Genomic DNA, 22670 nt, shown 5'->3' on the forward strand with positions numbered 1-22670 from the left:
TGTTTTAAATCATATCAATTATCTATTTTGATTCTGCATCATAACCTCTAAATATCGAAACATCCGGGTTTATAATGATTTTAATTGCCTGTAAAACACTTAAAGTATTTAGAAAATAATCGTAATTTTATAATGCCCTTATAATCAGAGGTTTGTTTTTATAAAAAACAGTAAAAATGTCTTATTTTAATAGTTTAATGTCTTTTTAAAACAGCCTATATCTTATAGTCAATCTAATTTTGTACGGTTTTTTAAAAGTCTGGAAAGACTAAAAAAAAACAAAGGAAAATTACAGGGAATTTTAAAAAACAAAATCTAAAAAAATGAAAAAACTACTGTGCATGATGTTATTAGTCCAATGCGGATTTATGACTGCACAAACAAAAACACTGGTAACTGTGTATGGAGAAAAAGTACAAATTAATCCTAATTCACTTAATACGGCCGATAATGGCTTAACTGCTTCAAACGGAAATATTCAATTGGGAGGAGCTTTGACAAAACCTTCCGTTTTAACAACTACAGATACCTGGACGTTGGCAATATTAGGATTACAGTCTGGAACAAGTACAGATAAAATTTTAACAACTGACAGTAATGGTATTTTAAGAACTATCAATCCTGGTTCAATGCCAATGTGGAGTCTTTTAGGAAATACTGGTACAAATCCAGCGACTAATTTCTTAGGAACTACAGACAATCAGGATTTGTCATTCAGAACCAACAACACTGAAAAAATACGTTTAACTACAGAAGGAGATTTAATACCTAATGGTACCTCATTGCGAAACCTGGGCTTGCCAACCAATACATGGAAAGGAGCTTATGTAGATTATCTTAAGGTTTATACGGGTACAAGTAGTCCTTCTATAACCGCTAATCCCAACCCCAATACCATGATTGACCTGAATAACCCTAACGGAGGATCAGCTGTAATTAGGCTGGCTAGCAGTGGAAATGGCGGAAAGCTTGTGCACATGGGTATTAACCCCACCGTCAATGTTAACGGCGAATTTGTTATACAGACTCCTACTGTTATCAATGCATTTGACATTGATTTGCTCACTGGTAATGTATCAATGGGTAATATACCTGATCCAAGTGCTATATTGAGACTGAATAGTGGAGGCAATAAGGGACTTTGGTTGCCTCAAGTTCCACTATCAGCCACTACAACTTGGGGGTTGTTAGGAACGACCACCCAGGAGGCCATGTTTATTTATAATACAAATGCCAGTATAACCGGCCCGGGTGCTAATGGCAAGGGTTTATACTATTGGAATGGCGTGCAATGGACCTCTTTGAACGATTCTGGAAGTAATGCAAATCTTAACTGGTTACAAGGTGGTAATACACTTACAGCTGACAAAACTTTTGGTACTATAAGCAACAACAACCTGCCTTTTGTTACCAATAATACGGAAAGAATGCGTATTGCTTCATCTGGTAATGTAGGTATTGGCAATACAGCTCCATCAAACACTTTACATGTAACCAGTGCTGCAAATCCAGTTCGCTTTGAAGGCCTCCAAGCTACTGCTACACCGGCAACAGATAATATAGTAGTAGCAGATGCCACAGGGGTTTTAAAAACCCTTAATCCTGCCACTTTAAACAATGGGTGGGCTCTTAAAGGAAATGCAGACACAACTACAGCAAATTTCATAGGTACTACGGATAGTGCTCCACTATACTTCCGTATAAACAATACAAATGCTGGTAGTTTAAGCACAGGCAATACGGCTTTGGGGTATACTGCTTTTAATACTACCGCTGCAGGTGGTGACAATACAGCTATAGGTGCAAGTGCATTGACAGCAGGAGGCAGCAATTGGGATAATACGGCCATTGGATATATGGCTTTAACTAATGCAAAAACAAACGCTAATACAGCGATAGGCAGTAAAGCTTTGATGAGTTTTACAGGTTCAGGTGCTGGTTGGAATACTGGGGTAGGTTATTTAGCATTAACATTAACCACTACAGGTGCCTATAACAATGCTTTGGGTGCAAGTGCATTAAATAAAACTACTACTGGTAGTTACAATAGTGGCATTGGTTTCAATGCCGGGTTCAACAATTCCACAGGTTCCTATAATCTGTTTTTGGGAGACAGTTCAGGTAACACAAATACCACAGGAAGTAATAATATTTTTATTGGAGCTTCCGCAGATGCAACTTCAGCAACACTAACTAACGCAATCGCTATAGGTTATAATGCTAAAGTAGGACAAAGTAACAGTATTATATTAGGAGGTACAGGAGCAAATACTGTAAAAGTAGGAATTGGTAATACAGCTCCAACAACTACTTTTCATGTAACACCCGTAACAGGAACAGATCCTGTTCGTTTTGAAGGTTTACAAACAAGTGTTACACCGGCAACAGATAATATAGTCGTAGCAGATGCAACTGGGGTTTTAAAAACTGTATCAAGCGCATTAATAGCAATTGAGCCATGGCAAGTGCAAGGTACCACTAACAAAGCAACTGCAAATACAGATAACATTTATCAAACTGGTAAAGTAGGAATAGGGACAAATAATATGTTAGGTTCTGTAGATCCAAATGTTAAACTTGCTGTAAATGGTTCAATTATTACTCCTACATCTTATTATGCGGATTATGTATTTGAAGATTATTTAAGTGGTAAATCAGATATTAAATCAGAGTATAAGTTTAAATCATTGGATCAGGTAGAAAAATTTATTACTGAAAACAAACACTTACCAGGTGTAACAAGTATTAAGGATCTTCAAAGAAATGAAAAAGGCGAATATATCTTTAACATTACTGATCTTTCTATCCAGTCACTTGAAAAAATAGAAGAGTTATATCTGCATACCATACAACAGAAAAAACAATTAGAGGCAAACGAGAAAAATATTGATGAGCAGAAAAAACAGCTTGAGGCAAACGAAAAAACCATAAAAGCAATGAGTGACCGCATTGACAGCCTTGAGAAATTAATAAGAGAGAATATCAAACAATAACGAAACATAATCTTATTGAGATTATAAGAAAAATAAAAACATGTTATAAAAAACTAGTTTCATATCATTTGAAACTAGTTTTTTTTTTGAGCTATTTTCCAAACTAATAAAACTGTAATTTTTTAATAGTAAAATCATTGATTTGATAATTAAACCAACACCAGTTAACAATCTGATAATTTCGACAATTATCCGGAAAACTACACCGTTTTCGGACTGATTTTATTATATTTGCTCCGCTCGTTTTGAGCCGAATACACCTTTACATCGCTGTATCCTGGCGATACGACCATAAAAAAAAAAGAAATGACACAGAATTCAAAGATTTATTACACCTTAACTGATGAGGCGCCATTATTAGCGACTTATTCTTTTTTACCAATTGTTCAGGCATTTACTGCTACCGCAGGTATTGCAATTGAAACCAGAGACATTTCGTTGGCAGGTAGAATTTTATCAAATTTCCCTGAAGTTCTAACAGATGCTCAAAAAACGGGAGATGCATTGGCCGAACTTGGTCAATTAGCGACACAACCTGAAGCTAACATCATCAAATTACCAAACATTTCTGCATCTGTACCGCAGTTAAAAGCTGCCATTACTGAATTGCAATCTCACGGTTACAAAATTCCTGACTTTCCGGAAGAGCCTCAAAATGATGCTGAAAAAGAAATTAAGGCAAAATATGCTAAAGTTTTAGGTTCTGCCGTAAACCCTGTTTTACGTGAAGGAAACTCTGACCGTAGAGCACCAAGAGCCGTTAAAAACTTCGCAAAAGCAAATCCTCACTCAATGGGTGCATGGTCTGCTGATTCAAAAACTAAAGTAGCTTCTATGCCAAATGGTGATTTTTACGGAAGTGAAAAATCGCTGACTGTTGCAGATGCTAATGATGTAAAAATCGAATTCGTTGCCAAAGACGGAACAACAACAGTTTTAAAAGCAAGCACACCGCTTAAAGCAGGAGAAATTATTGACAGTTCTGTGTTAAGTGTCAAAAAATTAAAATCTTTTGCTGCTGAGGCAATTGCTGACGCAAAAAAAGAAGGCGTATTACTTTCTGTGCACTTAAAAGCTACTATGATGAAAGTTTCAGACCCAATTATCTTTGGCGCTATCGTTGAAGTATATTTTGCTGATCTTTTCAAAAAATATGAAACTTTATTTACTGAATTAAATATCGATACCAGAAATGGTTTAGGTGATATTTATGCTAAAGTTGCAGGAAGACCTGAGCAGGCAGAAGTAGAAGCTGATATTACAAAAGCTATCGAAAACGGACCAGCTTTGGCAATGGTAAATTCTGATAAAGGAATTACAAACTTACACGTTCCATCTGATGTTATTGTTGATGCTTCTATGCCGGCAATGATCCGTACTTCTGGACAGATGTGGAACAAAGAAGGAAAAGCACAAGATACAATCGCTGTTATCCCGGACCGTTCTTATGCCGGAATTTATACAGCTACTATTAATTTCTGTAAAAAACATGGTGCTTTTGATCCAAAAACAATGGGAAGTGTCCCTAACGTTGGATTAATGGCTCAAAAAGCAGAAGAATACGGATCTCACGACAAAACTTTTCAAATGAAAGCTGACGGAGTTGTTCGTGTTGTGGATGCAAACGGAAATGTGTTAATGGAACAAAACGTTGAAACTAACGACATTTTCAGAATGTGCCAGGCAAAAGACGCTCCTATTCAGGACTGGGTTAAACTGGCTGTAAACAGAGCCCGTTTATCAAGCACTCCTGCTGTTTTCTGGTTAGACGAAAACAGAGCTCACGACAGAGAATTGATCACAAAAGTTCAAAAATACCTTAAAGATTACGATACTACAAACCTAGATATCCGTATTTTAAACCCGGTTGCTGCTACAGAATTTACTTTAGACAGAATCATCAAAGGTTTAGATACTATTTCTGTAACAGGAAACGTTCTTCGTGATTACCTGACAGACTTATTCCCAATTTTAGAATTAGGAACTTCTGCAAAAATGTTATCTATCGTTCCTTTAATGAACGGTGGTGGATTGTTCGAAACCGGTGCAGGAGGTTCTGCTCCAAAACACGTTGAGCAATTTACAGAAGAAGGATACTTACGTTGGGATTCATTAGGAGAATTTTTGGCTCTTGGTGCTTCTTTAGAGCATTTAGGACAAACTTTAGACAATTCTAAAGCGATTGTTTTATCTGAAACTTTAGATCAGGCAAATGACAAATTCTTAGCGAATGATAAATCTCCTGCCCGTAAAGTAGGTCAGATCGATAACCGTGGTTCTCACTTTTATTTAGCTTTTTATTGGGCTCAGGCTTTGGCTGCCCAAAATAAAGATGCTGAATTAAAAGCGATTTTCACTCCAATTGCTGCTCAGTTTGAGGCTAACGAAGCAAAAATCGATGCTGAATTAATTGGTGCACAAGGAAAACCACAAACTTTGGGAGGCTACTACCAGCCAACTACTGAGTTGGTAAGCAAAGCAATGCGTCCTAGTGAGACTTTCAATGCAATTCTTGCTGAAATTAAATAACAAATAGTTTTACTATTCATAAAAAAAGACAACTCTAAACGGTTGTCTTTTTTTTCTTAACTCATATTTAACAATTTTTGGGTCCTGTTTTTTAATAAGAATTGTTAACTATGTAAATCAAAACTGAGGGCAATGATTACAAAAAAGATTAGTTTTTTTATTCTTCTTATTTTAACGGCTTTTACTTCATTTTCTCAGGAAAAATTTACCTTAAGCGGAATCATTAGTGACTCAAAAAATAATGAAACCTTAATTGGTGTAAATATTTACATCCCTTCTTTAAAAATTGCAACCACAACTAATGAATATGGTTTTTATTCACTGACCATTCCCCGTGGTGAACACCAAATCGAAATAAGTTACGTTGGATATCAGACCCTTCAGAAAACAATCAATTTAAATCAGAATACCAAAAATAATTTTGCCCTTAACGAAGGCGGCGAAGAACTTCAGGAAGTTGTAATTACCGATAACAAAGGTAAAATCAATACTAAATCTCCTGAAATGAGCACTAATAAACTTTCGATAGCTACGATCAAAAAAATGCCTGTTGTGTTAGGCGAAGTAGATGTTTTAAAATCCATTTTATTGCTTCCGGGTGTTACCAATGCCGGCGAAGGCGCTTCGGGCTTTAACGTTCGCGGAGGCGGTGCCGATCAGAATTTAATTTTGCTGGATGAAGCTACTATATTTAATTCTTCTCATGTTTTTGGTTTCTTTTCGGTTTTTAATCCGGATGCCATAAAAGATTTGAAACTTTATAAAGGAGGAATTCCTGCCCGTTACGGAGGAAGGGCTTCTTCTGTTTTGGATATTTACCAAAAAGACGGAAGCAGCAAGGATTTTCATGTCAATGGCGGAATCGGTTTAATTTCAAGCCGAATTCTGGCAGAAGGCCCTTTGGTAAAAGATAAAGGTTCTTTTCTTATCGGAGGAAGAGCTTCCTATGCCCATTTATTCCTGAAATTATCTGAAGACCAAAAAGATAACGCAGCTTACTTTTATGACCTGAATACTAAATTGAGCTATAAGCTAAACGATAACAACAGTTTGTATTTATCCGGTTATTTTGGCCGTGACGTTTTTAGCCTGAACAAAAGTTTTACGAATATTTACGGAAATTCAACTTTGAACCTTCGTTGGAACCATTTGTTTTCAGATAAATTATTTTCGAACCTTTCTCTGATTTACAGCGATTATTATTACGGGCTTGATTTGGATTTTGTAGGTTTCAAATGGGATTCAGGAATCAAAAACTATAACATCAAATACGATTTCAAGAATTATATTTCAGACAAATTCAAATTGAATTATGGGTTAAACGGAATTTATTATGAATTCAATCCCGGAACGATTAAACCAAGCAGCGATGTGTCTGGTATCAATCCCGATCAGTTAGATAAAAAATACGCTTTTGAACCTTCGGTATATCTCGATGCCGAAAATCAGATTACTCAGAAACTAACAGTCGCTTACGGATTACGGTATAGCTTATTCTATAGATTAGGAGCGTCAACGATCAATTTTTATGACAATAATAATCCGGTTGTTTTCAATTCTGATCTACAGATTTACGAGAAAGGTACACCAACTTCAACCCAGTATTACGGAAGAAACAAAGTAATTCAGGACTATCATAATCTTGAGCCACGGCTTGCTGTTTCCTATCAGTTAAATGATGATGAGGCCATAAAAGCCAGTTACAACAGAATGACTCAATATCTTCAGTTGATTTCAAACACCTCATCTCCTACTCCGCTTGACGTCTGGATGCCAAGTGACAACTACATCAAACCACAAATTGCAGATCAGGTGGCTTTAGGGTATTTTAGAAATATCAATGGCGGAGCCTATTCTCTGGAAGCCGAAACCTATTACAAAAAAATCCAAAACCGATTAGATTATATTGACGGGGCTGATCTTATTGCCAATGAAGCCATTGAACAGGTTATTTTAAACGGCCGTATGAGAAGTTACGGTTTGGAAATTATGGTTAAAAAAAATGAGGGCAAATTCAACGGATGGATTTCCTATACCCTATCAAAATCAGAACAAAAGACACCGGGGAGAACTCCTGAGGAGATCGGAATCAACAACGGACAATGGTATAATTCTGCTTATGATAAAACACATAATTTAGCCATAACCTCTGCTTATAACTTAAATGAAAAATGGTCATTTGGTGCTAACTTTGCTTTACAGTCCGGACAGCCGGTTACGTATCCCAATGGTCAATATGAATACTTAGGAATTACAGTTCCGAGTTATGGGCTACGAAATGAACATCGCTTACCGGCTTATCATCATCTGGATATTTCGGCAACCTTGACACCCCGAAAAAACAAAGACAGGAACTGGAAAGGCGAATGGGTTTTTAGTATCTATAATCTTTACAACCGAAAAAATGCCGCTTCGATAAATTTCCGTCAAAATGTGGATACAGGCAGAAATGAAGCCATAAAAACGTCGATTTTCGGAATTGTCCCTGCCGTTAGTTATAATTTTAAATTTTAAGGAATTACTGCCTTTAAAAGAAATAAAACAGAGTATGAAAAAAGTAATTTTATTAACCGTCTTTTTGATTTCGATTTTCTTTACCAGTTGTGAAGAAGTTGTTGATGTTGACCTGGATACAGCACCTCCAAAATTGGTTATTGAAGCTGCAATCAACTGGAAAAAGGGAACAAATGGTGCACAACAGGGCATCAGGTTAACTACAACAACAGGATATTTTGAAGAACAAATTCCGGTGGTTTCCGGTGCTACTGTTTTTATAAAAAACAGTCAGAATCAGCAATTTGATTTTATTGAGGTCCCAAAAAGCGGACGGTATATCTGCCCGAATTTTAAACCGGTAATTAATGAAGAATATACGCTGACCGTTGTAACAAACGGAAGTACTTATACTGCAAAAGAAACCCTGAAAGCGGTTTCGCCAATAACGCGAATAGAGCAAAACAATGAAGGTGGCTTTACCGGAAAAGATATTGAGGTAAAAGCATTTTATAATGATCCTGCCGATGAAACCAATTATTATTTATATAAGTATGTATATTCAAACAAAGTAGCTTCTACATTTTATGTTGATGAGGATAAGTTTTTTCAGGGAAATGAGTTTTTCAGTATCTCAGATGACGATGAGCTTAAAGCTGGGGATGAAATTGAAATTACCCATATCGGAATCTCAAAACAATACTACAATTATATGAACATCCTTGTGAGTATTGCGGGCAGTAATGTTGGCGGTCCGTTTCAGTCTCCGCCCGCTACCGTAAAAGGAAACATTATAAATACGACCGATAAGGCGAATTATCCTCTTGGATATTTTTCACTAAGCGAGATCGATACAAAAAAATATATTATTGAATAATACATTATAAATGGAAGCCAGAATTGAAATTGCCAGAGAAAAAAAACTTATCGGAAAACATATTACAATGTCTTTTCTTGAAAATAAAACATTCGAATTGTGGTCTTCCTTTATGCCCCGGCGCAAAGAAATAAAAAATCAGATTGGGTCTGATTTATATTCCTTAGAAGTTTTTACTACCGGACATTTTAATGAATTTGACCCAAAAGAGCATTTTGAAAAATGGGCCGCCGTTGAAGTCCCTGATTTTAAAGACATTCCGGAAGAAATGGAAGGGTTAATAATTCCTGCAGAATTATACGCTGTTTTTATTCATAAAGGAGACCAGATTGAGGCTCATAAAACTTATCATAGTATATTTGTAGAATGGCTGCCCAATTCAGCATATACAGTTGATGACCGCCCACATTTTGCCATAATGGGCAACAAGTATAAAAAAAACGATCCTGATTCTGAAGAAGAAATCTGGATTCCGATAAAAAACAAATCATAGAAATTATGCTAATCGAAACGCTAAAATCGCTTTTTACCCGTGATCTTACTAAACTCAAATTAGAGATAGAATCTTATCAGGACGAATCAAAAATCTGGGTAATTGACAAAAATATTTCAAATTCAGCCGGAAATCTCTGCCTTCATTTAATTGGTAATATTAACACCTATATTGGTGCAGAAATCGGAAAAACGGGCTATATCAGAAATCGCGAATTAGAATTTTCATTAAAAAATATTCCAAGAACCGAACTAATAGAAAAAATAGAAAATACTATTATAGTGGTAAATAATGCTCTTGACCGTCTGAATGAAAGCGATTTAGAGTTAATTTATCCATTAGAAGTTTTTGAAAAAGAAATGACAACAGGATTTTTCCTGGTTCATCTTTCAGTACATCTCGGCTATCATTTAGGCCAGATCAATTATCACAGAAGGCTAATATAAGTTTAGATTTCTGATTCCGGATTTTAGATTTTAAACTTAAATTAAAAATCCGTGATAATCCTTTAATCTTTGGCAAAATAAAACCCTAAAAATCAAGGTTTCTGAGACTGGAAAAATAAAACTTCCAAATCTAAAATCTAAAATCTAAAATTAAAAAATGTCTTCACACCATATTGTACGCGACGATCAGGAACCGGCCTTAATTATTGCCAACGGAGCTGCCTGCGATCCGGAATTATTAGGGCAGTTATTAGAATGGTCCCCTTTGGTTGTTGTACTCGACTCTGCAATAGAAAGGGTTATTGAATTAGGTATTAAAGTCGATGTACTTCTTGGAGATTTCGATCGCGGTTTTGATCCCGAAATTTACAGGACATCACAATACCCTATAGAAATTGTACACACTGAAGATCAGGACAAAACCGATCTCGAAAAAGCCTGCGATTATCTGGTTGAAAGAAAAATACCAGCCGTAAATATTGTCTGGGCAACAGGAAAACGCGCTGATCATACGATTACAAACCTTACCAATATTGTCCGTCATCGTGATTCGCTTAAAATTGTAATTCTCGACGATCATTCAAAAATATTTCTTCTGCCAAGAAAATTTGAGAAATGGTATACTGCACAAACCCCGATTTCGCTTATTCCGATTGGAGTTGTAAATGGCATTTCGTCCTCTAACCTAAAATATGAATTGCAAAACGACACACTCACAATGGGCTACAGAACCGGAAGCAGTAATTCAGTCGCTCAGGACGGCCTTGTCACGATAACACACACCGATGGGGATTTGCTTTTAATGGAGTGTTTTGATTAGAAGCTAAATCCTGCTGTACACTATATCTTTTGTGGCGAACCCCGCCACAAAAGGATGCCGTTCCCATTAGGGCTAGGGAACTCGTTTTCATAAGTACATTTTTCCAAAAAAGGAATGACTATCTTTGCAGCAAATTCACAAAATGAAAGCAATAGATAATTCCGAAAAAAACAATTTACATCCCAGAAATCTGCATCGTTCGCGATATGATTTTGAACTTCTTATTACAAATTGTCCGGAATTAAAAAATTACGTTTCTGTCAATAAACATCAGATAGAAACGATTGATTTTAGTGACCCTAAAGCAGTAAAAGTTCTTAACAGAGCCTTGCTGCAAACCTATTACGGTCTTGAATTTTGGAACATTCCGTCCAATTATCTTTGTCCGCCAATTCCCGGCCGTGCCGATTACATTCATTATTTAGCTGATTTATTAGCTGAAACCAATAATGGAAATATCCCTACAGGAAACTCTGTTTTGGGTTTAGACATCGGAACGGGTGCCAATTTAATCTATCCGATATTAGGGAATGCTATTTACAATTGGAGTTTTGTGGGTACGGATATTGACAAAAAAGCAATTGAAAATTGCAGTAAAATTATAGAAGCCAATCCAAAATTAATTGACGCTATAAGTTTGCAACAGCAAACAGAATCCCGTTTTATTTTTAAAAATATCATCACACCGGAAGATCGTTTTACGTTTACCATTTGCAATCCCCCATTTCATGCTTCTGCAGAGGAGGCAAATAAAAGTACAAGCAGAAAAGTCTCCAACCTTAAAGAAAAGAAAACGTTGAATCCTGTTTTGAATTTCGGAGGTCAAAATGCCGAATTATGGTGCGATGGCGGCGAAATTGGTTTTGTAACCCAAATGATCTACGAAAGTGCCAAATACAAATCACAGTGTCTTTGGTTTACTACTTTGGTTTCCAAAAAAGAAAACCTGTCAGCTATTTATAAAATACTCAAAAAAATAAATGCTGTTACAGTCAAAACAATCGAGATGTCTCAGGGTCAGAAAAACAGCCGTATTGTGGCTTGGAGTTTTATGACTGAAAATGAGCAGAAAAGCTGGAAAATTTAAATTTTTGACCTTATAATTATGATAGTTTAAATCAAAATTATATTACTGTAATCATTTTATTTTCAAGTAATTTTAGTGTATCTAATTCACTATCATGCTCAAAAATTCGCTACAAATTGCCCTCTTTTTTCTTTTAGCAAGCTGTTCATCAACAAAACCAAAATTTGAAGATTACAGCTTTAAAACCAAAAAAGAAAAGAATTCTTATACTGCTTCATACAATAAAGCGCTCAAACTTTGGGATATTCCCTATACGGAAGAAGATATAAAAACCTCTTACGGCACGGCGCATGTTGTAATGGCAGGACCAAAAAATGGCAAAGATTTAGTTTTACTTCACGGAATGGATGCCAGTTCAACTATGTGGTATCCTAACATTAAAGCTTTGGCTAAAAACCACCGCATTTATGCCATCGATTTTTTAATGGAACCAGGTAAATCTACTTTACCCGGCAAGGCACTCTCTTCAGAAGAAATTGTAATTTGGTATAATGAGATTTTCAACCATTATAAATTAAAGAAATTCGATATTGTCGGAGCTTCACGTGGCGGCTGGATTGCTACTTTGTTAGCGACTCAAAAACAAAATTCTATTGATAAAATCGTCCTCTTAAGTCCGGCGCAGACTTTTAAATTTATTGACAAAGTCGGAAAGACATCTTCTGCGTTGATGCTTAAACTTTTTCCGAGCGAAAAGAAATTCGGTAAAACATTAAACACCTTCTCAACACATCCCGAAAAAATAAGTCCGGTTTACAAACGACAATTTTATCTTGCGAATAAATACGCAAAATCAAATTCGAGTATGCTTAAAATGCATCCTTTCTCAAACGACGAATTAAAATCAATTCAAAATCCCGTTTTGGTTTTAATCGGCGACCATGATGTCATCAATGGCGATGACAGCGTTGAACGGGCACAAAAGTTTTTAGTAAACAGTAAAACTAAAATCATAAAAGATGCCGGCCATTTCTTAAGTATCGATCAGTCTAAAATCACTAATACAGCGATGATTGAGTTTTTGGAATAAACCAAAATCTTTTGCCATGAACGAACCAAATTATATTTATTCAGCAGGCTGAAAATATGAAATTTTAAATTCGTGTAACTCGTGGCGGAAAAAATTAAAACAATTAAACTTTGTATCTTTACAAAACTAAATTTTCAGCCACTCAAAATGAAATTCGAAGTTTCCTCAGAATATAGCCCAAAAGGTGATCAGCCGCAAGCCATTAAAAAATTGGCACAAGGTGTCGTTGATGGAGAAAAATATCAGACTTTATTAGGAGTTACCGGTTCCGGTAAAACGTTTACGGTAGCCAACGTTATTCAGGAAGTACAAAGGCCCACTTTGGTTTTGGCACATAACAAAACGCTGGCGGCACAATTGTATTCGGAGTTCAAACAGTTTTTCCCTAATAATGCCGTTGAGTATTTTGTTTCTTACTACGACTATTATCAGCCGGAAGCTTTTATGCCCGTTACAGGCGTTTTCATAGAAAAAGATTTATCGATCAACGAAGAACTTGAAAAGATGCGTTTAAGCACCACTTCTTCCCTTCTTTCAGGACGTCGTGATGTTTTGGTTGTAGCCTCTGTTTCTTGTCTGTATGGTATCGGAAATCCGGTTGAGTTTAAGAAAAACGTAATCGAAATTACACGAGATCAGGTTATTTCGAGAACAAAATTATTACATAGTCTCGTACAGAGTTTATATGCGAGAACTGAAGCCGATTTTAATCCGGGAACTTTTAGAATTAAAGGTGACACGGTCGAAGTATATCCAAGTTATGCTGATGATGCATTCAGGATTCACTTTTTCGGGGACGAAATCGAAGAAATCGAATCTTTTGATGCCAAGACATCTCAGGTTATCGAAAAATTTAAAAGGCTTACCATTTATCCGGCCAATATGTTTGTGACTTCACCGGAAGTTTTACAGGGTGCAATCTGGGAAATTCAACAGGATTTGGTTAAACAGGTGGATTATTTTAAGGAAATAGGAAAACACCTTGAAGCCAAGCGTCTGGAAGAACGAACTAATTTTGATCTGGAAATGATTCGGGAATTAGGGTATTGCTCCGGAATTGAGAATTATTCGCGTTATCTTGACGGAAGACAAGCCGGCACAAGACCTTTCTGTTTGTTAGATTATTTTCCAAACGATTTTTTAATGGTGGTTGATGAAAGCCACGTAACGGTTTCTCAGGTTCATGCCATGTACGGTGGCGACAGAAGCCGTAAAGAAAATCTGGTTGAATACGGATTTAGGCTTCCTGCCGCGATGGATAACCGTCCGTTGAAGTTTGAGGAATTTGAAGCATTGCAAAATCAGGTCATTTATGTCTCTGCAACGCCTGCCGATTATGAATTACAAAAAACCGACGGTGTTTATGTTGAACAGATTATCCGTCCAACGGGATTATTGGATCCAACAATTGAAGTTCGCCCAAGTTTAAATCAGATTGATGATTTAATCGAAGAAATCCAGGTGCGTTGTGAACTGGACGAAAGAGTTTTAGTCACAACTCTGACCAAAAGAATGGCCGAAGAACTGGCAAAATACCTAACCAAAGTTAACGTTCGTTGTCGCTATATTCACTCTGAAGTAGATACTTTGGAGCGTATTGAAATCATGCAGGATTTAAGAAAAGGTATTTTTGATGTATTGATTGGGGTGAACCTGCTTCGTGAAGGTTTAGATTTACCGGAAGTTTCTTTAGTAGCTATTTTAGATGCAGACAAAGAAGGTTTCCTTCGTAACCACAGATCTCTGACGCAAACCATTGGTCGTGCGGCAAGAAACCTAAATGGTAAAGCAATCCTGTATGCAGATAAAATTACAGCCAGTATGCAGAAAACAATTGACGAGACAGAATACAGACGAACAAAACAGATTAATTTCAATACTGCTAACAATATTGTACCTCAGGCCTTAAACAAAAAAATCGAAAGCGCCTTTACCAAAAACCCATTAGTAGAATATGAATTAGGGCACACACTTCCAGCTGCTGCAGAACCGGAAACAGCCTACATGTCAAAAGCCGATTTGGAGAAAATGATTCGCGAAAAACGCAAATCGATGGAAAAAGCAGCAAAAGAACTGGACTTTTTACAAGCTGCTAAACTGCGTGATGATATTAAAAAACTACAGGAACAGCTTGCTTAAATTATTTTTAACAATTAAAAGGCTTTACAGGAATGTAAAGCTTTTTTTTTATCCAAAATATACATCTGTAAGAAAATCTATAACAAACAAAAAAAGTCTTATTGTATTATTTTTTAAGCTTTAAAAGGCTGATTTTAAAAGTTTCATTTTTGAATTTTAGGATAAGTGAAAAATTGAAAAATATTTTTCTCTAATTATTAACTAAATACCTTAAAAATGAAGAGAAAATTTAAAATTTTATTACGAGTCATGCTTATTTTTTTCAGTACTCTGATAGCAGTAAATTGTACTAATGAAGAATCCTCAAACCAGCAGAAACCTAATGCCGCGATTGACAAAGCCCAAAAATGGTTTAGGGATTATGAAGCAGACGGAGATAATCTAAAGGTATTCCAAAACTTAAATTATCAATGGACGAATGCCAAAGTAAAAAAAGCAAAAGACGGAATCGAATTTATTACAGTGCCCATTGACGGAGCAAAAAAAGAGGTAAACGAAAATTGGGAACAAAAACTTTTTATTTACAGACTTGGCACAGATTCATATAAAGTTCTTTTGTATGAGTTTTATCCTGAAAATCAAACCACTGTAGACCTAGATAATTTCAATGGTTATATCAGTGTATGGGATTTAAAGAAAGGTTTTGTTAGGTCTGCAAAATTTGCAAACAATATCATAGTAGAAAATGGTGTTGTAGAAGTGTTAAATGACAAGCAGCTAAAATTTAAAAGTTTCACTAATAAGCAGGACAAAAAAAATCTTGATGATGAGAATAGCAATGGCGATGGTGGTTCTCAACCTCCCATTCCGTTAAGAGAAGTAGTTATTGAGAATTCCTACAAGGATGATTCTTATGTTTATGTGTACTCTCCGAGAGGTACAGATACTTCGGGCTACAGTAGTATAGATTATACTTCTAATCCCTCCGGAGGAGGTAGCGGTGGCAGTGGTGCCAATAATACTCCCCAAACACCAATAAATCCTTGTGATAAAATTAAAACACTTACAGCCAATCCTAATTTTATTGCTAAATTAGAAGAACTTGGCAAAAAAACTAATTTAAAGATTGAAACAGGTTATTCACAAAGCAAAAATGGTCCTTTTACACCGCTAGTAGCTTTGACTAGTACTAACGGCGCTGATAGAATGCAATTAGTTCCTACATCTGATATGATTGGTTATGTACATTCGCATTTGGACAATTACGATTCTGGACAGGTAAACCCAGATGGTGATCCCTTGATTAGACAACCTATCAAAATGTTTTCACCTGCTGATATTGGAATTTTTTTGCAATTGGTAAAAAATGCACAAAACAATAATATCCCGATAGATAGCGTATATGGCGCAATGGTCTCTAGTGAAGGAACTTACCAATTAAGATTTACCGGAGATCCTAATCTGATTAATATGAATTTTAATTGGAATGCTGATAACTTGACAAAAGACTATATAACTTATATGAAACAGGGCAGTAAAGAAATTAATTTTTTAAATTTTCTAAATGATAAATGTTATATAAAAGGTGTTGAGTTATACAAGATTAATAAAGATAAAACAAGTACCAAAAAAACATTGGATGCAAATAAAAAAATAGCAAACACAAATTGTTAAAATATGAAAAAAATAGTAATAATATTAAGCTTGATGATAACATCACTATCGGTTAAAGCACAGCAAATTATACCTGTAGAAAAAATGATAGAATATAGAGATTCTGATACTCAAATTCCTGACGGAGCTTACCTCAAAGATATAAATGGCTTACTTGATAAATATCTTGGGACATGGAAGGGAATCTATGAAAACAAAAACTATACATTTATTATAACAAAAGTTAAGCATAAACTTATAAATATTTCAGCTGATGAACTGTTTATTCGTTATCTAATAACTACAACAACAGGTTCGATTCTTGAAGATACAAGAAATTTACCTGATACAAATCCTTTAGTAATAGAAGGTGATTATATCAGTAAATCTAAAGGATATTACACATTAAATTATTTTGGAAAAAATACAACATGTGGTCAATCCGGAGTTGTTTTTATCTCGACTACTAAAGACAATAAACAAATGAAACTGTTTTTATCTCCTGATCAGGACTTTCTTGATAGTAAGTGTTCTAAAGTTGCAGATCAAATATTGCCTACTACATCAATGTACTTAACCAAACAATAACATTCTACGAGACCTAAACTCATATTTTAAGAGTTTAGGTTGGAATTACTAAAATTAGTTAAGCATTAGTTTTATTTAAAAATCCTCAAGGATAAAAATTCTTGAGGATTAAAATACAAAATCATGAAAACAATTAGAATGATAATAAGTTTAATTCTTGTTTGCTTATCGTGCGAAGCACAACAAATTATTCCTGTAGAAAAAATGATAGAATATAGAGATTCGGATACTCAAATTCCTGACGGAGCTTACCTTAAAGATATAAATGGCCTACTTGATAAATATCTTGGGACATGGAAAGGAACCTATGAAAACAAAAACTATACATTTATTATAACAAAAGTTAAGCATAAACTTATAAACATTTCATCTGACGAACTGTTTATTCGTTATTTAATAACTACAACAACAGGTTCGATTCTTGAAGATACAAGAAATTTACCTGATACAAATCCTTTAGTTATTGAAGGTGATTATATTAGTAATAATAAAGCATATTATGTTTTAAATTATTTTGGTAAAAATACGAAGTGTGGCCAATCCGGAGAGGTTTTCATTTCAACTTTAGCATCAAAAAGTAATAAACAAATGAAATTATTTCTAGCACCATATCAGGATATAATAGATAGAAATGTGTGTCCTGTCTTAGCACAACAAATATTACCTACAAAATCGATGTATTTAACCAAACAATAATATTCTGACAGACATTAAATTAAACATTTTAAAGGAGTTTAGGCTGAAAATTATCAGGATTGCCTAAATTGAAAATAAGCCGAATTGATTTTTATAAAAATACTTTATGTCAACAAAATAAATCCTCAAGAATTAAAAAACTTGGGGATTTTTTTCTAGTTATGCTGTTCCTGAAAAATCTGTAATAAAAGTTTAGGATCAATAATCGCATTTGGTGCTTTTTTCATTAAATCCAGAATTCTTTTTGTTGCGTTTGGATTCAGGCCCATTTCAATCGCGATTTGCTGAATGGCTTTTGTTTCTTTTTCATGCAAAATACCATCGCAGTGCATAATTAAGGCCAACCTGTAAAATTGGTGAATGCGCTGAAATTCTGATCTTACAACCAAAGGTTTAATTTCCTGATGAAACAAATCATTAAATTCGGTACGACCTATATTTAATTCCTGTGCGACAAGCCATAGAAATTCAAGCTCCCTTTTATGAAGATTCCCATCAATTGTAGAAAAAGCGATCATTTCTAAAAGTAAACTTTTCTTTTCTATTTGTGTATTCATCAAATTTGTATTTTTAGCTAAAATATTATTTTTAAGTATAAACACAAAACTAATGATTCGAGGCTTTATCATTTTTATATTCTTTTGGATAATTTCCGTGAATGCGCAAAGCACGGCTTCAAAAAACGTATCGAGTTTTACCATCGATGCACCTCAGCTCAAAACCACCAAAAAAATCTGGGTTTATCTTCCTGAAAATTATACAACAGCTCTAAAAAAGAAATTTAGTGTAATCTATATGCATGATGCGCAAAATCTGTTTGACGCTAAAACTGCTTTTGCAGGTGAATGGAATGTCGATGAAAAACTGGACAGCCTGAGAGCGCAGGTAATTGTGGTCGGAATTGAACATGGAAATGACAAAAGAATAGAAGAACTAACACCCTATAAAAACGAAAAATATGGTGGCGGGAATGCCGATAATTATGTTGATTTTATTGTAAAAACATTAAAACCTTATATCGATAAAAACTACAGAACCAAACCAAAACCAAAAAACACTACCATTATGGGAAGTTCACTTGGAGGCTTGGTCTCTTTTTACGCTGCCGTAAAATATCCGGAAGTTTTTGGCAAAGCCGGAGTTTTTTCACCATCATTCTGGTTTTCGAGAGAAATTTTTGCTTTCGCAGAAAAAGCGCCAAAAATCAAAACAAAGATTTATTTTTTATGTGGAGATAATGAAGATGAAGACATGGTAAAAGACATGACCAAAATGGAACGTTTACTAGACACCAAACGCTGTTACTGCCTTCATCTTACCAAATCAAAAATTGTAAAAGGCGGTCAGCATAATGAAAAACTGTGGCGCGATGGCTTTGCAAAAGCAGTCGCATGGCTTGGTTATTAAAATAATTTTAAAATATGAAATTAATAGTAAGGTGTTACGATCTTAAACTGAAACACACTTTTAGGATTTCAAGAAAATCAATTGATTTTCAGCCCTCGCTTATTGTTGAATTACAAGACAATGGTGTTTCCGGTTTTGGAGAAGCAACTTCAAATCCTTATTATAATATTACGATTGATATCATACAAAATGATATTGAACTGATTCGCGGTATTGTTGAAAATGCTTCTGATGAAACCCCGGAGGAATTCTGGCTCAGAATAAGTCCTTTTTTACAAAACAACCCTTTTGCCTTATGCGCATTGGATAATGCCTATAATGACTTGTATGCACGCAAAAAAGGCAAGAAATTATATGAGTTATGGGAATATACGACCGATACTAATCCTCTGACAAATTATACTATTGGTATAGATACCATAGAAAACATGATTGCCAAAATGGAGGAACTCCCCTGGCCTATTTATAAAATTAAACTTGGTACATCCGATGATATTGCTATTGTATCAGAACTCAGAAAACACAGTGATGCTATTTTTAGGGTTGATGCCAATTGCGCCTGGACAGTAGATGAAACTTTATCTAATGCCATTATTTTAAAAGATTTGGGCGTTGAATTTATAGAACAACCCCTAAAAGCCAGTGACTGGGAAGGACAAAAAAAAGTTTTTAAAAATTCGGTTTTGCCCGTTATAGCCGATGAAAGTTGTATTACAGAAAGTGATGTTGCTAAATGTCATGGACATTTTCATGGCGTAAACATTAAACTAATGAAATGCGGCGGCATAACACCCGGCCGCAGGATGATTGCCGAAGCTAAAGAACTCGGTTTAAAAACTATGGTAGGATGCATGACAGAATCTACGGTTGGAATTTCGGCAATTGCCCATCTGCTGCCGGAATTAGACTATGTTGACATGGATGGTGCATTGTTGCTGGCCGAAGATATTGCAAGCGGTGTAACGATTAGAAACGGGAAAACTTTTTATTCTGACAGGACCGGAACAGGAGTAATTTTGTTCGAATAATTCCTCTTAAAATAATGTACCTTTGTAAAAAATAAAACGATGACAAATAACGATATCTTAAAAAAACTTCGCGTGGCTTTAATGCTCCGTGATGACCAAATAGTTGAAATTTTAGAATTGGTTGATTTTAGAATTACTAAATCAGAATTAGGTGCCTTTTTCAGAGCTGAAGATCACCCTAATTATATGGAATGCGGCGATCAGGTTTTGCGTAATTTCCTGAACGGATTGGTTATTCATTTAAGAGGAACAAAAGAAAATCCGAAAAATCCAACGGATGTTTTAGCCAAACATAAAGCAGAGATTCCGAAGAAAGAAACTTCTAAAGAAAGACCTGAATTTAAAGCTAGTCCAAAAGATGCTGAAAGAGCGAGAGGCGATAAAGCGCCATCTAAAACTGGTTCAGCAGCTGGAAAACCTAAGAAGAAAGCATTCCCAAAAGGAAATGGAAAATCATCTGTTGTAGAAAAAGTAGTTTTCAAAAACGGTAAAAATAAAAAGTAATCAGATCTGTTGTTACGATATAAAACTTTGTAAAATCCATTCTCAAAACGAATGGATTTTTTTTTATATTTTTAATCAAAATTAAACCTACACAAACTATCATGAAACAATTACTTTTCATCATTCTTTTCTTTTTATCATTAAATGCAAAAAAAGCCAAACCTCCATTCAGGGTCAAATTATTGGAAACTGGAAAGTAGAAAAAGTAATAGTACCATCTAATAGTAAAGAAATGAAAGAACTCTCTCAAACTTTTACAAATTCAATATTTTCATTCCAAAAAAATCAAGATTTTAATTTCATTCCAAAACAAAAAACTCAGCTTACTTCTATGTTTGCACAGATGTTGCAAAATCAAAAATGGATTTTCGACGAGAAAAGAAAATTAATTAGAATTGGCACAACTAAAGATCGTTATTCAATAATGGGAATAACTCCAAAAATTGAAAAAAATAATGCATATTTTAAACTTGAGGAAGTAGAAATAAGTCTCGAATTAATAAAAGTCTAAAACACAAAAAAAACCCTCCGAAGTATCGGAGGGATTTTATATATAATGATATTTCTTATTTAATTAAGAAAGAGCAGCTTTAACCTGGTCAGCAGCTTCCTGGAATTGAACAGCTGATAAAATTGGCATACCAGAGTTGTCAATTAATTCTTTTGCAATTTCAGCATTTGTTCCTTGCAAACGAACGATGATTGGCACATTAATAGCGTCTCCCATGTTTTTGTAAGCATCAACAACACCTTGAGCAACACGGTCACAACGAACGATTCCTCCGAAGATGTTAATTAAGATAGCTTTTACGTTTGGATCTTTCAGAATAATACGGAAAGCAGTTTCAACACGTTTAGCATCAGCAGTTCCACCAACGTCTAGGAAGTTAGCAGGCTCAAAACCAGCGTATTTAATTAAGTCCATAGTTGCCATTGCAAGACCAGCTCCGTTTACCATACATCCTACAGTACCGTCAAGGTCAACATAGTTCAACCCTACTTCTTTAGCTTCAACTTCGATTGGGTTCTCCTCACGGATATCTCTCATTTCAGCATATTTTGGTTGTCTGTATAAAGCATTATCATCGATATTTACTTTAGCATCAACAGCCATAATTTTATTGTCAGATGTTTTCAAAACCGGGTTGATTTCAAACATAGAAGCATCAGAACCAATGTAAGCATTGTAAAGTGCATCGATGAATTTCACCATTTCTTTGAAAGCATTTCCTGAAAGACCTAAATTAAAGGCAATTCTTCTAGCCTGGAAACCTTGTAAACCTACAGAAGGATCAACTTCTTCAGTAAAGATTAAGTGTGGTGTATGCTCAGCAACTTCTTCAATATCCATTCCACCTTCGGTAGAATACATAATCATGTTGCGTCCTGTAGCTCTATTTAATAAAACAGAAACATAAAATTCAGAAGTTTCACTTTCACCAGGATAGTAAACATCTTCAGCTACTAAAACCTTGTTTACTTTTTTACCCTCAGCAGAAGTTTGAGGTGTAATCAACTGCATTCCGATAATTTGTCCTGCAATTTCTTCAACCTGTTGTAAGTTTTTAGCAAGTTTAACTCCACCACCTTTTCCACGACCACCTGCGTGAATTTGTGCTTTAATTACATGCCATCCTGTTCCGGTTTCGGCAGTTAATTGTTTTGCAGCAGCAACAGCTTCAACCGCATTGTTAGCTACAATTCCGCGTTGAATGCGTACTCCGTAACTCGCTAGAATTTCTTTTCCTTGATATTCGTGTATGTTCATAATATAGAATTTGTCTGGTTCTGAATTTATTTCAGAATAAAAGTGCGACAAAAATAGCAAAATTCAACTTAAAAGTAAAATCTTTTTCAATTAAAAAATCCCTCATATTTATATTAAGGAGTTATTCTTTTTCAAGGAAAAGTAATCGTTAAACTATTGTGCGGAAATTGTTAACTAAA

General features: G+C 35.1%; 19 protein-coding genes. 17 read left to right on the forward strand and 2 right to left on the reverse strand.

All coding sequences use genetic code 11. The features are described from left to right. The first annotated feature begins 323 nt into the window (after positions 1-323). From DCO46_RS15375 to DCO46_RS15435, 13 genes are all read left to right on the forward strand, one after another. The gene (locus tag DCO46_RS15375) at positions 324-2993 is read left to right on the forward strand and encodes a beta strand repeat-containing protein (RefSeq protein WP_124019571.1); all 2670 of its coding nucleotides are present in this window, start codon (positions 324-326) and stop codon (positions 2991-2993) included. 306 nt (positions 2994-3299) lie between these two features. Continuing rightward, positions 3300-5522 carry an NADP-dependent isocitrate dehydrogenase gene (locus DCO46_RS15380; RefSeq protein WP_116753396.1) on the forward strand — a complete coding sequence of 741 codons (2223 nt, stop codon included), beginning with the start codon at positions 3300-3302 and terminating at the stop codon, positions 5520-5522. Between the two features lie 132 nt (positions 5523-5654). Then, positions 5655-8036, forward strand: coding sequence for a TonB-dependent receptor (locus DCO46_RS15385; RefSeq protein ID WP_116753397.1), 2382 nt, complete (start codon positions 5655-5657; stop codon positions 8034-8036). A 34-nt stretch (positions 8037-8070) separates the two neighbouring features. Then, positions 8071-8892, forward strand: coding sequence for a DUF4249 domain-containing protein (locus DCO46_RS15390; RefSeq protein ID WP_116753413.1), 822 nt, complete (start codon positions 8071-8073; stop codon positions 8890-8892). 10 nt (positions 8893-8902) lie between these two features. Continuing rightward, positions 8903-9385 (forward strand): GyrI-like domain-containing protein, encoded by a 483-nt coding sequence (locus DCO46_RS15395; RefSeq protein ID WP_116753398.1) that lies wholly within the window; start codon positions 8903-8905, stop codon positions 9383-9385. Between the two features lie 5 nt (positions 9386-9390). Further along, positions 9391-9831, forward strand: coding sequence for a DinB family protein (locus tag DCO46_RS15400; protein ID WP_116753399.1), 441 nt, complete (start codon positions 9391-9393; stop codon positions 9829-9831). Between the two features lie 157 nt (positions 9832-9988). After that, positions 9989-10651, forward strand: coding sequence for a thiamine diphosphokinase (locus DCO46_RS15405; protein WP_116753400.1), 663 nt, complete (start codon positions 9989-9991; stop codon positions 10649-10651). A gap of 142 nt (positions 10652-10793) precedes the next feature. Beyond that, positions 10794-11738, forward strand: coding sequence for a 23S rRNA (adenine(1618)-N(6))-methyltransferase RlmF (gene rlmF, locus DCO46_RS15410; protein ID WP_116753401.1), 945 nt, complete (start codon positions 10794-10796; stop codon positions 11736-11738). A 94-nt stretch (positions 11739-11832) separates the two neighbouring features. Continuing rightward, positions 11833-12768, forward strand: a complete 936-nt coding sequence (locus tag DCO46_RS15415) for an alpha/beta fold hydrolase (RefSeq protein WP_116753402.1) — start codon at positions 11833-11835, stop codon at positions 12766-12768. A gap of 147 nt (positions 12769-12915) precedes the next feature. After that, on the forward strand, positions 12916-14907 hold the full coding sequence (uvrB, locus tag DCO46_RS15420; protein ID WP_116753403.1) for an excinuclease ABC subunit UvrB: 1992 nt from the start codon (positions 12916-12918) through the stop codon (positions 14905-14907). A gap of 216 nt (positions 14908-15123) precedes the next feature. Beyond that, positions 15124-16521 (forward strand): hypothetical protein, encoded by a 1398-nt coding sequence (locus tag DCO46_RS15425; protein WP_124019572.1) that lies wholly within the window; start codon positions 15124-15126, stop codon positions 16519-16521. A gap of 3 nt (positions 16522-16524) precedes the next feature. Continuing rightward, complete coding sequence (locus tag DCO46_RS15430; RefSeq protein ID WP_116753405.1) at positions 16525-17088, forward strand: DUF6705 family protein; 564 nt, start codon at positions 16525-16527, stop codon at positions 17086-17088. Between the two features lie 123 nt (positions 17089-17211). Beyond that, complete coding sequence (locus DCO46_RS15435; RefSeq protein WP_116753406.1) at positions 17212-17784, forward strand: DUF6705 family protein; 573 nt, start codon at positions 17212-17214, stop codon at positions 17782-17784. A 155-nt stretch (positions 17785-17939) separates the two neighbouring features. Here DCO46_RS15435 and DCO46_RS15440 read toward each other — a convergent pair whose 3' ends face one another. Then, positions 17940-18341: an excinuclease ABC subunit B gene (locus tag DCO46_RS15440; RefSeq protein ID WP_116753414.1), complete on the reverse strand. Its 402-nt coding sequence runs from the start codon at positions 18339-18341 to the stop codon at positions 17940-17942. A gap of 52 nt (positions 18342-18393) precedes the next feature. On the opposite strand from DCO46_RS15440, the gene DCO46_RS15445 reads away from it, so the two are divergent. The 4 genes from DCO46_RS15445 (at position 18394) to DCO46_RS15465 (ending at position 21234) form a co-directional block, all read left to right on the forward strand. Next, complete coding sequence (locus DCO46_RS15445) at positions 18394-19191, forward strand: alpha/beta hydrolase (RefSeq protein ID WP_116753407.1); 798 nt, start codon at positions 18394-18396, stop codon at positions 19189-19191. Between the two features lie 14 nt (positions 19192-19205). Then, entirely contained in the window at positions 19206-20219 is a 1014-nt protein-coding gene (locus DCO46_RS15450) for a dipeptide epimerase (protein ID WP_116753408.1), read from the forward strand. A 39-nt stretch (positions 20220-20258) separates the two neighbouring features. Continuing rightward, on the forward strand, positions 20259-20723 hold the full coding sequence (locus DCO46_RS15455) for a DUF1456 family protein (RefSeq protein ID WP_116753409.1): 465 nt from the start codon (positions 20259-20261) through the stop codon (positions 20721-20723). 232 nt (positions 20724-20955) lie between these two features. Then, on the forward strand, positions 20956-21234 hold the full coding sequence (locus tag DCO46_RS15465; protein ID WP_116753411.1) for a hypothetical protein: 279 nt from the start codon (positions 20956-20958) through the stop codon (positions 21232-21234). A 63-nt stretch (positions 21235-21297) separates the two neighbouring features. Here the strand turns inward: DCO46_RS15465 and sucC are convergent, their stop codons facing one another. Continuing rightward, positions 21298-22491, reverse strand: coding sequence for an ADP-forming succinate--CoA ligase subunit beta (sucC, locus tag DCO46_RS15470; protein ID WP_031453708.1), 1194 nt, complete (start codon positions 22489-22491; stop codon positions 21298-21300). Positions 22492-22670 lie beyond the last annotated feature (179 nt).

This window comes from Flavobacterium sp. HTF (assembly GCF_003105115.1).
Classification (GTDB): Bacteria; Bacteroidota; Bacteroidia; order Flavobacteriales; family Flavobacteriaceae; genus Flavobacterium.

What these genes read in the sequence shown, in the direction of transcription:
- DCO46_RS15375 (WP_124019571.1), top strand. Translation starts at nt 324, where the DNA reads ATGAAAAAACTACTGTGCATGATGTTATTAGTCCAATGCGGATTTATG.
- DCO46_RS15380 (WP_116753396.1), top strand. Translation starts at nt 3,300, where the DNA reads ATGACACAGAATTCAAAGATTTATTACACCTTAACTGATGAGGCGCCA.
- DCO46_RS15385 (WP_116753397.1), top strand. Translation starts at nt 5,655, where the DNA reads ATGATTACAAAAAAGATTAGTTTTTTTATTCTTCTTATTTTAACGGCT.
- DCO46_RS15390 (WP_116753413.1), top strand. Translation starts at nt 8,071, where the DNA reads ATGAAAAAAGTAATTTTATTAACCGTCTTTTTGATTTCGATTTTCTTT.
- DCO46_RS15395 (WP_116753398.1), top strand. Translation starts at nt 8,903, where the DNA reads ATGGAAGCCAGAATTGAAATTGCCAGAGAAAAAAAACTTATCGGAAAA.
- DCO46_RS15400 (WP_116753399.1), top strand. Translation starts at nt 9,391, where the DNA reads ATGCTAATCGAAACGCTAAAATCGCTTTTTACCCGTGATCTTACTAAA.
- DCO46_RS15405 (WP_116753400.1), top strand. Translation starts at nt 9,989, where the DNA reads ATGTCTTCACACCATATTGTACGCGACGATCAGGAACCGGCCTTAATT.
- rlmF (WP_116753401.1), top strand. Translation starts at nt 10,794, where the DNA reads ATGAAAGCAATAGATAATTCCGAAAAAAACAATTTACATCCCAGAAAT.
- DCO46_RS15415 (WP_116753402.1), top strand. Translation starts at nt 11,833, where the DNA reads ATGCTCAAAAATTCGCTACAAATTGCCCTCTTTTTTCTTTTAGCAAGC.
- uvrB (WP_116753403.1), top strand. Translation starts at nt 12,916, where the DNA reads ATGAAATTCGAAGTTTCCTCAGAATATAGCCCAAAAGGTGATCAGCCG.
- DCO46_RS15425 (WP_124019572.1), top strand. Translation starts at nt 15,124, where the DNA reads ATGAAGAGAAAATTTAAAATTTTATTACGAGTCATGCTTATTTTTTTC.
- DCO46_RS15430 (WP_116753405.1), top strand. Translation starts at nt 16,525, where the DNA reads ATGAAAAAAATAGTAATAATATTAAGCTTGATGATAACATCACTATCG.
- DCO46_RS15435 (WP_116753406.1), top strand. Translation starts at nt 17,212, where the DNA reads ATGAAAACAATTAGAATGATAATAAGTTTAATTCTTGTTTGCTTATCG.
- DCO46_RS15440 (WP_116753414.1), bottom strand. Translation starts at nt 18,341, where the DNA reads ATGAATACACAAATAGAAAAGAAAAGTTTACTTTTAGAAATGATCGCT.
- DCO46_RS15445 (WP_116753407.1), top strand. Translation starts at nt 18,394, where the DNA reads ATGATTCGAGGCTTTATCATTTTTATATTCTTTTGGATAATTTCCGTG.
- DCO46_RS15450 (WP_116753408.1), top strand. Translation starts at nt 19,206, where the DNA reads ATGAAATTAATAGTAAGGTGTTACGATCTTAAACTGAAACACACTTTT.
- DCO46_RS15455 (WP_116753409.1), top strand. Translation starts at nt 20,259, where the DNA reads ATGACAAATAACGATATCTTAAAAAAACTTCGCGTGGCTTTAATGCTC.
- DCO46_RS15465 (WP_116753411.1), top strand. Translation starts at nt 20,956, where the DNA reads ATGAAAGAACTCTCTCAAACTTTTACAAATTCAATATTTTCATTCCAA.
- sucC (WP_031453708.1), bottom strand. Translation starts at nt 22,491, where the DNA reads ATGAACATACACGAATATCAAGGAAAAGAAATTCTAGCGAGTTACGGA.